The sequence below is a fragment of the Rufibacter tibetensis genome (assembly GCF_001310085.1).
Classification (GTDB): Bacteria; Bacteroidota; Bacteroidia; order Cytophagales; family Hymenobacteraceae; genus Nibribacter; species Nibribacter tibetensis.
The window spans coordinates 3,292,525-3,304,993 of record NZ_CP012643.1; the positions used below are offsets into that span (position 1 = coordinate 3,292,525).

14 protein-coding genes are annotated in these 12,469 nt (G+C 48.1%); 12 read left to right on the forward strand and 2 right to left on the reverse strand.

Annotation, left to right across the window (positions count from 1 at the left end):
* The first annotated feature begins 58 nt into the window (after positions 1-58).
* The 11 genes from DC20_RS13495 (at position 59) to DC20_RS13545 (ending at position 8,761) form a co-directional block, all read left to right on the forward strand.
* Entirely contained in the window at positions 59-616 is a 558-nt protein-coding gene (locus DC20_RS13495) for an NUDIX domain-containing protein (protein ID WP_062544316.1), read from the forward strand.
* Positions 617-732: 116 nt separating this feature from the next.
* Positions 733-1,278, forward strand: a complete 546-nt coding sequence (locus DC20_RS13500; protein WP_062544317.1) for a hypothetical protein — start codon at positions 733-735, stop codon at positions 1,276-1,278.
* Between the two features lie 205 nt (positions 1,279-1,483).
* On the forward strand, positions 1,484-2,395 hold the full coding sequence (ligD, locus tag DC20_RS13505) for a non-homologous end-joining DNA ligase (RefSeq protein WP_062544318.1): 912 nt from the start codon (positions 1,484-1,486) through the stop codon (positions 2,393-2,395).
* Between the two features lie 4 nt (positions 2,396-2,399).
* A complete protein-coding gene (locus DC20_RS13510) occupies positions 2,400-3,422 on the forward strand; it encodes an SDR family NAD(P)-dependent oxidoreductase (protein WP_062544319.1) in 1,023 nt (340 codons plus the stop codon).
* A 116-nt stretch (positions 3,423-3,538) separates the two neighbouring features.
* On the forward strand, positions 3,539-3,880 hold the full coding sequence (locus tag DC20_RS13515) for a cupin domain-containing protein (protein WP_062544320.1): 342 nt from the start codon (positions 3,539-3,541) through the stop codon (positions 3,878-3,880).
* A 152-nt stretch (positions 3,881-4,032) separates the two neighbouring features.
* Positions 4,033-4,419: a CZB domain-containing protein gene (locus tag DC20_RS13520; RefSeq protein WP_062544321.1), complete on the forward strand. Its 387-nt coding sequence runs from the start codon at positions 4,033-4,035 to the stop codon at positions 4,417-4,419.
* Between the two features lie 165 nt (positions 4,420-4,584).
* Positions 4,585-4,836, forward strand: a complete 252-nt coding sequence (locus tag DC20_RS13525) for a hypothetical protein (protein ID WP_062544322.1) — start codon at positions 4,585-4,587, stop codon at positions 4,834-4,836.
* A 225-nt stretch (positions 4,837-5,061) separates the two neighbouring features.
* Positions 5,062-5,994 carry a M48 family metalloprotease gene (locus DC20_RS13530; protein ID WP_062544323.1) on the forward strand — a complete coding sequence of 311 codons (933 nt, stop codon included), beginning with the start codon at positions 5,062-5,064 and terminating at the stop codon, positions 5,992-5,994.
* Between the two features lie 179 nt (positions 5,995-6,173).
* Complete coding sequence (locus DC20_RS13535; RefSeq protein ID WP_062545956.1) at positions 6,174-7,094, forward strand: M28 family peptidase; 921 nt, start codon at positions 6,174-6,176, stop codon at positions 7,092-7,094.
* A 257-nt stretch (positions 7,095-7,351) separates the two neighbouring features.
* A complete protein-coding gene (locus DC20_RS13540; protein WP_062544324.1) occupies positions 7,352-7,843 on the forward strand; it encodes an RlpA-like double-psi beta-barrel domain-containing protein in 492 nt (163 codons plus the stop codon).
* A 240-nt stretch (positions 7,844-8,083) separates the two neighbouring features.
* A complete protein-coding gene (locus DC20_RS13545; protein ID WP_083470325.1) occupies positions 8,084-8,761 on the forward strand; it encodes a porin family protein in 678 nt (225 codons plus the stop codon).
* Between the two features lie 69 nt (positions 8,762-8,830).
* Here the strand turns inward: DC20_RS13545 and DC20_RS13550 are convergent, their stop codons facing one another.
* Positions 8,831-9,544 carry a ferritin-like domain-containing protein gene (locus DC20_RS13550; RefSeq protein WP_062544325.1) on the reverse strand — a complete coding sequence of 238 codons (714 nt, stop codon included), beginning with the start codon at positions 9,542-9,544 and terminating at the stop codon, positions 8,831-8,833.
* A gap of 216 nt (positions 9,545-9,760) precedes the next feature.
* On the reverse strand, positions 9,761-10,312 hold the full coding sequence (locus DC20_RS13555; RefSeq protein WP_062544326.1) for a hypothetical protein: 552 nt from the start codon (positions 10,310-10,312) through the stop codon (positions 9,761-9,763).
* A 317-nt stretch (positions 10,313-10,629) separates the two neighbouring features.
* On the opposite strand from DC20_RS13555, the gene DC20_RS13560 reads away from it, so the two are divergent.
* Positions 10,630-12,408: an aminopeptidase P family protein gene (locus DC20_RS13560; protein ID WP_062544327.1), complete on the forward strand. Its 1,779-nt coding sequence runs from the start codon at positions 10,630-10,632 to the stop codon at positions 12,406-12,408.
* Positions 12,409-12,469 lie beyond the last annotated feature (61 nt).

A 12,469-nucleotide genomic window follows, 5' to 3' on the forward strand; every position in this document is an offset into this window, starting at 1 on the left:
TCCGTACCACAGGGTTGAAAGCATTTTCCCTACAACCATCCCTTTTGCACCTAGTTTTATGAAAATAACCAAAAAAGAGACTGCCTACCAGGGCTATTACCGGCTACAGGTTTTTACGGTAGAAGACAAAGGAAAAGAATTTGAACGCGAGGTCTTCCAGACCGGTAGGGCGGCGGCGGCGCTGGTCTATGACACCAAGAAGCAGAAGTTCATTTTGGCTAAGCAGTTCAGGCCAGCCGTGGAGCAGGAGATGGTAGAAGCAGTGGCCGGCATGCTGGACAGCGCTGACGAAAAGCCAGAGGCTGCCATCCGGCGCGAAATAGAAGAGGAGATCGGCTATGCCGTAGATCACCTGCAACTCTTGTATGAATACTTCCCGTCACCGGGTGCTTTCTCAGAGCAAATGTTCTTGTTTTACGCCGAAGTAAGTGAGAAAACGGGTGAAGGTGGGGGCAAAGACGATGAAAACGAAGACATTACCACGCTTGAACTTACCCCGGAACAATTGGTGAAACAGCCTATTACAGACGGGAAAACCATTCTGGCCATTGAGTGGGCTAAAGCCAATCTGCTGCCAAAGCTGAAAGAACAGAAGAACGGCAAGAAGTCTTCCTGAAGTTGAATCTTCAGCGGGAAAGCGGTTCTAATATCAGTGGTACTTTAACTCTCCCGGCTTACTCCCGTAAACAGACTCACAAGTTTAGTGTATTAACCTATTAACCTGACCATACTATGGAAGATCAAAATAAAAACCAAGGCACGCCTCAGCAAGAAGGTTCTGGCTCCAACAACAGCCAGGACGGAAATAACGGAGAAGGTGTATTTGCAGACCATAATTACGGCACCAAGGCCGAGGGCGGTAATACGGCTAACTATGACGCTGATGGCAATTTTGTTGACTTCAACGGCAAAGAAGACTATGGCACCCCACATGTTGATATAAACGGTGGCGGAGACATCCAGGGCCGTCGTGGCGGAGGATACGGTGAAAAAGACTTGGAACTGGGCAAACACCCAACCGGAGACAACAAACAAGCCAAACATGACGCCGAAAGTGACAAGGATACCGGTTACGGTACTCACGCCGGTGGCCTAAGCGATAGCCACAGCGGCTTCAAAGGAAACCACAACGGTAACGACGGGACTGGTGGTGGCCGCAGCAGCGGACACGCAGGGCACGGGGGAGACCCGGATGATGAGAAATACTCGCCTAACAAAGGCGGCAAAGACCAGAACAATGATCCAGACGTAGCTGGCAGAGGAGCTAGAACTAATTAGGAACATCATTTCAGGAAACAAGAAGGCCTGTCTCTGTTAAGAGGCAGGCCTTCTTGTTTTAGAGCCATTTTGTCAAAAGCACCTGAGAAATACCAGCCAGGAATACTTAGCTAAAAAAGGAAACTTCCGTAAAAAGACGGGACAAGGCAAAGGCTTCAACCACCTGATAGGCAGTCACCTTGAACAAGAAGCTTTAAAATAGCATATGGCAGAAGACACCCTGACGCTTGAACTGGACGGGCACCAAGTCCAGATTTCACACCCGGAGAAACAGTATTGGCCCGAGGAAGACATCACCAAGAAAGACCTGGTGCTCTACTACCAAAGCATGGCAGATGTCATTCTGCCTTACCTGCAAGATCGTCCTGAGTCTCTGCTGCGCCACCCCAATGGTATTTCTAAACCCGGGTTCTTCCAGAAGGATGCCGGAGACCAAGCGCCAGATTGGGTGCAGACCACCTCCATCAAAGCAGAATCTACGGGCAAAGATGTAGACTACATTGTCTGCCAAAACAAAGCCACCTTAGCGTACTTGAACAACCTGGGGTGCATTCAACTCAACCCCTGGAACTCAACCCTGCAAAACCTGCACAAGCCTACTTACCTGGTGCTGGACCTAGACCCCGGCGAGAATACCTATGATGAAGTAGTGGAAACCGCCTTGGTAGCCAAACAAGTGCTGGATGAACTGGAGATACCGGTGTATGTCAAGACCTCAGGCGCCACGGGCATGCACCTGTATGTTCCACTGGGTGCTAAGTGGCCGTTTGAGCAGGTGAAGGAACTGGCTTTTGCGTTGGCCCAACGGGTGCATGAGCAATTGCCAGACCTCACCAGCTTAGAGCGTAGCCCTAAAGAGCGCCGGAACCAGATCTACATAGATTTCCTGCAGAATGCCATTGCCCAAACTGTAGCTGCACCCTATTGTGTGCGGCCCCGGGCAGGTGCCCCAGTTTCTACCCCTCTTTTGTGGAAAGAAGTAAAAACCGGATTGCACCCTTCGCAGTTTACTATACAGAACGTGCCGCAGCGCGTGAAAGAATTAGGTGACCCCTTTCTGCCCGTGTTGGGCAAAGGCATTGATGTGCCCGCTTCCCTCAAAAAACTGAAAAAATAAAACTATGGAAAAGAAAAGAAGAAACTCCCTCTTGCTGGCTGGGGCTGGTTTAAGTGCATTAGTGGCCTTACGGGCCTTCACCAAACGAAAACGTGAGTTCTCCTTCACAGACCGTACGGTCCTGATTACGGGAGGAAGCCGGGGGCTGGGTTTAGTGTTAGCCAGGATGTTTGCCGAGCAAGGAGCAAAGATAGCGATCTGTTCCCGCACTCAGCACCAGCTAGATACCGCCCGCGAAGAACTGCAGGCCGGTGGGGCTACGGTTTTGGCTTTCAACTGTGACGTGACTGACCGGGCGCAGGTAAGAGCCATGATCTCAGAGATTAAGGAAAAGCTGGGACCAATAGAAGTACTCATCAACAATGCGGGCATTATTGCCGCCGGGCCTTTAGAGGAAATGCGGGTAGAGGATTTTAGAGCCGCCATGGACATCCACTATTTCGCTTCGCTCTACACCATGCTGGAAGTGATCCCGGAAATGAAAGCCCGGGGCGAAGGACGTATTGTCAACATTGCCTCTGTTGGTGGAAAAGTGAGTGTACCGCATCTGGTGCCGTATAGTGGCAGCAAGTTTGCGTTGGTGGGCATGTCTGAAGGTTTCCGGTCTGAACTGCTGAAAGACGGAATTTATGTGACCACCATCAACCCGGGCCTTATGCGTACTGGCAGCGCCCGCAATGCCTTTGTGAAGGGGCAAAACCAGAAAGAATACACCGCCTTTGCCTTGATGGATGCCAATCCCATGATTTCGCTCGCGGCCAATGTTGCCGCCCAGAAAATTATGGACGCCTGCCGGTATGGGAAAGCAGAAGCGACATTGGGGCTGAACGCCAAGTTCATCAGTACCCTGCATGGGCTTTTCCCCGGCACCACTGCTGATCTGATGGGCTACGTGAACATGTTTTTGCCGGGCCCGGGCGGAATAGGATCAAAAGCCGTGCGTGGGTATGAAAGCGAGACAGAGCTTACACAATCGGTTTTGAATGCTCCTAATCAAAAAGCGGCTCAGGAGAACAATGAAATGTAAAAGGGTTAAAGGAAGATGGGCTGATAATTGAGGTTAATTTTTTTACTTAGTTTTCTTCCTAAAAGCCTTTGTCTCAGAATATCCCGTACACCTTAGTTCATTTAACCCAAACCATTATGAGCGATACCACTGTAACTAAAATTGACGGTGCTTTTTCTCCAAAAGGAGAAGACGGAGAAAAGTACCTGGCCTCTGGAAAAACAGTTTCCATGCGCCTCTGGGAAAAAGAACAGCCCGACGACACCAAGCCTGAAGTACGCCGCGAGTACGAAACCGTAGGTTATGTGATCTCCGGACGTGCCGAGTTGCATGTAGAAGGGCAGACGGTGATACTGGAGCCCGGCAACTCATATGTGGTGCCTAAAGGGGCCTCGCACACCTACCGTATTCTGGAGGAATTCACCGCCGTAGAAGCTACTTCGCCGCCTGCTCAGGTGAAAGGTCGTGATGAAGGCTGATAATTCTAGATACTCTAACTCCTGAGCTATCAAGTTTAGGAAAATTTTCCTCTTAGTACTTGCTAGTCCTGTTTACTTGTCTAAATCAGTAAACAGGGCCAGCAAGGTATCTTTTCAGTTTAAGATGGTGTGGTATAAACCTGCATGAAGAAATGAATACCAAAGAGCAGAATGACTTTTGTGAAAGTATAGGCAGGCTTGATTTTGAGCAGGCACGCATTAAACACGTTTTGTTTAAATCAAAGCTAAGAGCCCTGCTTTACGGAGCAGACATAGACCCCGCGCCGGTAGTCTCTACCACCGGGTGCTCTCTTGGAAAGTGGATTTATGAAGTAGCCATGCCCCGCATTGGGCACATGCCAGAAGTGAAAGACTTGGAGAGGATACACAATGACATGCATGCCATTGCCCATAGGCTACTGCAGGAATACCAACAAGGCAAGCAGGAGCAGGCCTTGAAAGAGCTTCAAAAGGTAGATGATACTGCCCAGAAGCTGTTGCACCTGCTTGATGTGATTGAACGCAGAACAATTGTTTAGAAAATATGTCAACACCTTTGTGCGCAGGCTGTTATTATGTCATGGGCTTACTCCTTGGTTCTATTACTCTCTGTTTGAAAGAACTTTTTGCTGCGGGTATAGTAAAGCTATAGGAGCCCGACGAAGAGTAGGGGCGAACCAGATGTACGACTAAAGCAAACAATTATGCCAGATAAAGTAAACAACCCCGGACCCGAAGAAAACAACAACTCGGCAAACAACATGGAACAAGGCAAACAGTCAGAGCACCAGCGCCAGGACGTCAGTGACAATGACAGCTATCGTCGCTCCATGACCGGGTATGATTCAAGCAAACAAGATGAGAACTTCATGGGTACCGAGAAAACAGGTGGCGGAAACTCACTGGATGAGCGCGACACCAATGATGGTGACTCAAACCAGGAAAACAACTTCTAACTTCCATTAGTAAAGCCCTTGGCGTATATGCGCTAAGGGTTTTTTTGTGCTTTTCTAGGAACTAAAAAAATATTTTGTACACCCTCTTTCATAGGGGCGGTTTAACTCTGATTTTGGAAAAACTGGCAGAAAACTTGCTATAAGAAGGGTATGCAATGATTTGATAGTGTCAGCGTTGAATCAATAGGCGTGTTCTTCTGTTATAAATTGACTATGAAAAGGCATATGAAAAAGGTTCTTTTATCAATACTTACCGGTTTAGTGATGACCGGTGCTTCGGTTGCCACACCCGCTGTGGCCGAGGTGAAGGGAGGAGCTGCAACCACATATGCAGCGTCTGCCAAACTAGGAGCTAGAGATATTATCACTGAAATTATTGACGTAGTGGGGTTGAAGCCTCGGTTTGAGGTGCGGGCGGCCAACGTGCCAAACGCGGCGGCAGTCATCATGAATGGCCAGCGGTACATCCTCTACAATGAAAACTTCGTGAACACGCTGAATAACGCCCTCAGAACAGACTGGGCTGGGGTGAGTATTCTGGCTCACGAGATTGGCCACCACCTGAACGGGCATACCCTTTCTAAAGGAGGCAGTAACCAGCGAGATGAATTGGAGGCCGATGAGTTCTCTGGTTTTGTGTTGCGTAAGATGGGTGCCAGCTTAAGCGAAGCCCAGGCCGCTATCAAAGCTTTAGCCGATGACGAAGATTCGTACACGCACCCGGGTAGAACCTCAAGGTTAGCGGCAATCAGCAAGGGCTGGAGAAATGCGCAGGATCAAATCCTGGCCAGTGCAAAAGCCGGAACCCCTAACCGTACAGTGGCTGGTATTAACCGTTCCATTGCTACAGAGCAGGCAGTAGCTAACAGCAGCAGACGTACTTCCTCTTCTTCGGCCAGAAGAATGCCATCGCAAAGCATTCTGCGCCAGGTGAAGTTGCAGAGCTTGCCTCAGGAGCGTATGTACGTGACCACTTCGTTGAACGTGGTGCGTGAAACCGAGAGAGGTATGGAAGTAATTGGTAAGCTAGAAAAAACAAACAACCGCAACTTCCCTTACGTGTTAGAGAGCCGCTACTTTAGCAACCTCTTCGTAAGTACTGACGGTTTACTACTTAATGAAAATGGCCAACGGGTGGGTGTGTTAACCACTACCTAAGCCTTTCTATATATTAATTGACTACCGCCACCTTCTTTCCAGAGGGTGGCGGTTTTTTATGGCACATTTACCTGCGTATAGAAGCCATTTTGAGTTCTGGAGTTCTTTAACCAGCCTTAAAAACAACCAAGAGGAGCCTGCAGGGTACAAGATGCCGTTTTTTGCCGTACCTTTTCACCATGAACCGTTGCTCTTTTCTTCAAGGCCTGTTAGTGGCCTCCTTTAGCTTTTGTGCCCTTAGCCTTAGCTCCTGCGCGCAGGAAGTTTACCAGCCCAACCAGGTTTTAAAAGATGTGGAGATACTTTCCGCTGACTCCATGGGTGGCCGATTACCCAACACTCCTGGGCACGCCAAGGCGCAGCAATATCTTCTGCAGCGTTATCAGAATATCGGGTTAAAACCAGTGGGACAACAGTACCAGCATACCTTCACTTTCACGCAGCGTAACACCACCACTACCCAGCCGGGGGTGAACCTGGTGGGCATGATTGAAGGGAAATCTGATAAAGTGATCGTGATCTCAGCGCATTATGACCACGTGGGTACCCGCAACGGAAAAGTCTTCAACGGCGCCGATGATGATGCCTCAGGGATTGGTGCTATACTGGCTTTAGCCACCCATTTTAATAAGCAGAAACCCCAGCATACTTTAATTTTTGCGGCCTTTGACGCGGAGGAACAAGGCCTGGCCGGGTCTAAAGCTTTCGTGGCTAACCTCCCCATCGCTAAAGAACGCATTCTGTTGAATGTAAACCTGGATATGGTGAGTATCTCAGAGAAAAATGAATTGTACGCGTCTGGTACCTACCATCACCCAAACCTTAAGCCTTTGCTGGAGCAAGTAAAAGTAGCAGAGGGATTGAACCTGAAATTCGGCCATGACCGCCCGGAGCAAGGCCATGATGACTGGACCTTGCAGTCTGACCATGGAAGCTTCCATCAGGCTAAAATTCCGTTCATTTACTTTGGGGTAGAGGATCATCCGCATTACCATAAAGAGACGGATGAGTTCAAAAACATCCACCAGTCATTCTACCTTAAAGCAGTAGAGACCATATTGCATGCAACACAGGTGCTGGATAAGCAACTGCCTTTGTAACATTCAGATATAGAGATAATTTGCTGTCTTAACATAAGATTTCGTTATTGACTCATTTGATGAAAATGCGTCGATAACGAAATGTTTTTTATGCTTATCATTCAAACCCTATTCGTTCAGTAGAGTCCCTTCTGGCATATTTTGTGTTCAATACTGATTCAAAATCAGAAATTGCACTTTTATTATAAAGAAAACCCTATAAAATATAAACCGTTTAAGACCATTACCTAAACCGATGTTTCACCAACAACGAAAGCATGGTCAAGAATCAAACGTATGGACTTTTTCTTTTAATAATTCTCCCCTTCCTGAAAGAAATATCAGGGTCAACTACACCGGCTCCCGCTATGCCGGTCTTAGATCCTCATCCTGTCGCGATGAAAGCTCCTGCTACACCTAAGGCAAATGCCAACACGGTACAAATCAACGTGGATGCCTCGGTTTACTTTCCACTAGAGGAGCAAACCGACGAAGACCCTCTCATCACAGCCGATGGTTCTAAAATAAATGAGAAGAACCCCAGGCAACACCGTTGGCTAGCCTTGTCCAGAAATCTGCTGTCCAGGTGGGGAGGCAAGATTGAATATGGTGACTCTGTCATGGTAGAAGGAATCTCAAACCAGTTAGATGGTGTGTATGTAGTTAGAGATGCCATGCACCATCGCATTAAAAATCGGGTAGATATTTTAGTTGGCCCCGATGATAATATAATGGGCTACTGGGAGGATGTAAAGCTTAGCAAGCTATAGCCTTTATTAAAATTCATTTAATGTAAGAGCCTCATCATATAAGTGGTGGGGCTCTTCTGTTTTGTGGCTGTGAAGCTTGATATTTATTTAAATATAACCAATATATAATCAGTTGATTATCTATTGGTTCAAGCCGAATGTGAATGTCGTCTTGGACGAAAAGGAGTGTTTTGGCACGGTTTTTCCATTTAGGCAAATACAGCCCGCAGGATGGGTTAGAGGAAGAAAAAAACAGGTGTTATGAGAAAGATTATACTAATAGTGGTGGTTCTGCTGGCAGGACTTCTACCAGAAGGATTCGCCCAGGATGGGGGCGTAAGAGTTGGAATCAAAGGTGGGTACAACCACTTCGGGTGGCAAGGTGAAACCGTGAAAAGCTTTGGAAACTTGCTGGAATACACCAACGGTAATGTGCAGACCAGAATGCGGCAGGGCTTCCATGCAGGGGCTTATTTGAGTATACCATTATCAAATGGTTTTGAGTTTGAGCCGGGCGTGCAGTATTCTCAAAAAGGCATGGTGCTGGAAGGGCGAGTACCTGGTGACGCCGCTCAGTTTGCCAATGCCAAAATCAGGCTTACTAATAAAGCTGAATACATTGATGTGCCTTTGCTGGCGAAGGTGTATGTGGGCGAGGGCTTCAATTTATTCGCTGGTCCTCAGATCTCGTTCCTGTTGTCAAATAAGGTGAACGTGAACGCCGGGGCATTTGGCTTCTCAGCCTACAACAGTGATTTTGAGTGGCAAAACAGCCAGCGCAAAGTTGACCTAGGAATGTCAGCGGGAGCGGGGTACCAATTCCAGAATGGCTTGAACGTGGGAGGTAGCTATGACATGGGCTTCACCACCCTTGATGACAATGCCAGTTACAAATCTTACAACCATGGCTTTAAAGCCTCTCTAGGTTTCAGATTCTAATGATTTTAGTTGTAGTGAAGTGTTATAGGATGAGAGGAAAAACGGCGGACAATGTCCGCCGTTTTTTTGTTATTGGTTTACTCTGTTTTTCTTCTTTTTAGTTTGACCGTTGCCTTGTCCATTGCCCTGGCCTCCAGAAAGGCCTAATCTGCTGGATAAGCCAGACAAGGTAGTCGTAAGCCTGTCAATAGGAATTCTTTTGGTCACTAAGCCATATACTAAGGCGGCGCCAATGGCACCCGCTGCTATGTATAAAGCAGTTCTCCAGGTGGTATTAGAAACAGCCGTAACTGTAGTAGCGGCAGCCAGGCCAGTTGGCGCAGGTTCTCCATAGTTAGCGGCTTCCCATAATTGGTGCAGGTAGGTGAGTACGTCTGTAGAGGCTTCTCTCTGGCGCAGGATGGTGCCACGTACCTCAGCTGGTAAGTCATGGTCCAGAGCATCTCTATATGCTTTCTGCGCCCATTCCTCACCATGGATACACGAGCCTAAGATGCCTTCTTCGTTGCCGCCAGAAATAGCAGCTTTAAAATCCATCCATTGGCGGTACAGTTTGCCTTTGGCAGTGGTATCACGTTCAGGGGTTCCTCCGTGTTGTTGAATGATCTGGTTCAGTTCATTTGCAAACGCCAGCCGTTGCTGTGAAAAGCGACGGTACGCATCTTGCCGAAGGGTATCTGTGCTTTCCCGGGCGGCACGCTCGTAGCCTTCCAGGCCATCATGGACAAATTCGTTCAGTTCCTTTAGAACCTGCACGACTCTTTGTTTCTCGTTAGTTGACATACGTTCGGTTTTGAGTTAATGAAGTTTTATGAACGTGAACCAACGTGACAGGTTTAGGAAAAATACGGATTGCTTCTGGTCAAAGGAAATGAGAACGGCTTTTGTGGTTCTGACCTCCTTTTCTGAAACTACTCTCTAAACTAAGAACTTTGCTTTCAGCAAAAGAGGTGTTTTGTTTCTGGTTTTAAAAAATAAGCTCAAAAGTAGACCAGTAAGCTATTCTACCTCAAATTGCATGGGCAGGTTAAACGGCAACTGGCGGCGTTTGCTGCGGCCATTAAGGTCGGTCAGGAAGGTGTTTAGCTGGTCCTGGTACTCCAGGTGGTAGTCTTCATGGAGGTGCTTTTTGATGAGCGTGATGGTGCGCAACACCATACGGGCCGTGGCTACATAAAAGCCTTTGTAGATGCTTTCAAACTGGCCGGTGAAGTTCTCGAAGATCAGGTGCAGGAGGTACAGGTGCAGTTCTATTTCGCCTTTGCGGTCTTTGGTGATACGCTGGTAACGTCCAATTTCCTGCGAAGCTTTTTTCAAGCCCCGGCTTAACGCTTTGCTCAAAGAACGTCCCGACACAGAAAACATGATGTCATGCAGGGTTTCTGAACTTCGGGCAAAGAGGGTTTCCAGCGTCACGTCTTCCAATAACTCATAAGCCAGTGTGTCATATGCCTCGGCGTCTTTCCGGACCAGGCGCAACACCAGAGCTTCTTTCTCTTTTTCACTTAGTTTTTTCAACGCCTGCTTAAAATCAGCGGAAGGGACGGGCATGGGTACTACTTAAAGATTACAGTATAGGATTAGGAAATAGTTTCTTGTAAAGACTCAATCCTAGTAGCTTCAAAATTACAGCTTTATGAGGAGAAGTTGGCAATATCACATTTGAAAGGGCAGGGGGCACTAGTCTATCTTTAGAAAAATTGAGACCAGCTTTAGAAGTGACAAGTTTTAATTGACCGAATTTTAATCAGGCAAACCCTAGCAGGAGATAATGTACTTGGTTTACAAGAGCTTGCTTCCAGGACAAGGCTTTTGGCTTTTTATTGGATAGAGTCCTTGGTAAATTGGCAGGCAATAAAATGAAGCATATGACCCATCAAGATAAACTAGCCGGCATACGGCAGCAGATGCAGGAGCAGGGCGTGAGCGCCTATATCATACCGTCGGCAGACCCGCACATGAGTGAATATCTGCCAGAGTATTACAAAGGCATTGCCTTCGCCTCAGGTTTTATGGGGTCAGCGGGTACGTTGGTGATTACCCATGATTTTGCCGGGCTCTGGACCGATGCCCGTTACTTTGAGCAGGCCCAAGAGCAGTTGGAAGGTTCTGGCTTTGAATTGGTGAAACTGAAGGTGCAGCACGCCCCTGAGTACATTCAGTGGCTGGCCGGAAAGCTGACCACAGGCGAGACCGTGGCGTTTGACGGAAGGCTGATGTCGCTGCAGTTGGCCCAATTACTGGAGCAGCAATTACAGAAACGAGGCATTTACCTAGCCAGTGACCGTGACTTTTTAGAAGCTGTGTGGGAAAACCGTCCAGCTTTGCCTACTGCCCCGGCGTTCTTACTGCATGAGCAACTCACCGGTAAATCCTCGGTTCAAAAACTGAAAGAAGTACGGGCAGCATTACAACAGGCAGGAACAGAGTATCACTTGATTTCTTCCTTAGATGACATTGCCTGGCTCTTTAACCTGCGGGGCAGTGACGTGAAATGCAACCCGGTAGTGCTGGCCTTTGCGCTCATCAGCCAAGAGAAAGCGACGCTCTTCATAGATGAAGTAAAACTACACCAGGATGACAAAAGGCAATTAGAACAGGCAGGTGTAACCCTGCAGCCTTATGAAGCGGTGGCACAAGCGTTAGGGGAACTCCCTGCTGAGTATTTCATTTACCTTGATCCCAAACGTACCTGTCAAGCGCTATACGAGCAGTTGCCGGAGCAGATGGGCGTGGTACAGGATACCAACCCCACTACCGTCTTCAAAGCGATTAAGAACGAAGTGGAGGCGGCTAATACCAGAAGCACCATGGTGAAAGACGGCGTAGCCTTAACCCGTTTTTTCAAGTGGCTGGAAGAAAACCTGACCAAAACGGAGATCACCGAGATTTCCGCCGCAGAGAAATTACGCGAGTTTAGGGCCGAGCAGGAAGGCTTTGTGGGCGAAAGCTTTGACACCATTGCCGGCTACCGCGAGCACGGTGCCCTGCCGCACTATAAAGCTACCCCGCAAAGTGACGTCACTTTAAAGCCTGAGGGGCTTTTCCTGTTAGATTCAGGTGGGCAGTACCAGACCGGTACTACTGACATTACCCGGGTTATCTCTTTAGGAAACCTCACCGAAGAAGAGAGAACAGACTACACTCTTGTACTGAAGGGCACCATAGACGGCTCCACTGCTCGTTTCCCGAAAGGTACCCGTGGCTACCAGATTGACGCCATCACCCGCAAACCGCTCTGGGATCACGCCCGCAATTACGGCCACGGCACCGGTCACGGTGTGGGCTTCTTCCTGAACGTGCACGAGGGGCCTCAGGTAATTAACCCTACCCCTACACCCGTTGACATAGAATTAGGAATGATTACCTCAATAGAGCCAGGCATTTATAAACCCGGCCGATACGGTGTCAGAATTGAAAACCTTGTCTTGACTGTGCCAGATGAAGTAAATGAATTTGCTGAGTTCTACACCTTTGAAACCCTGACTCAGTTCCTGATTGACACAACTCCGGTGAACAAGGACTTGTTGGAACAGCACCACATTGAATGGCTGAACAACTACAACCAGGGAGTGGTAGAGAAGTTAGGACCGCATTTGACAGAAGATGAACTAGCATGGCTTCAAGAGAAAGCAAAAGCTATTTAAAAGATTTGAGAGAAAAGCAAAGAGGGCGGCATCAATGCGATGCCGCCCTCTTTGCTTTTAA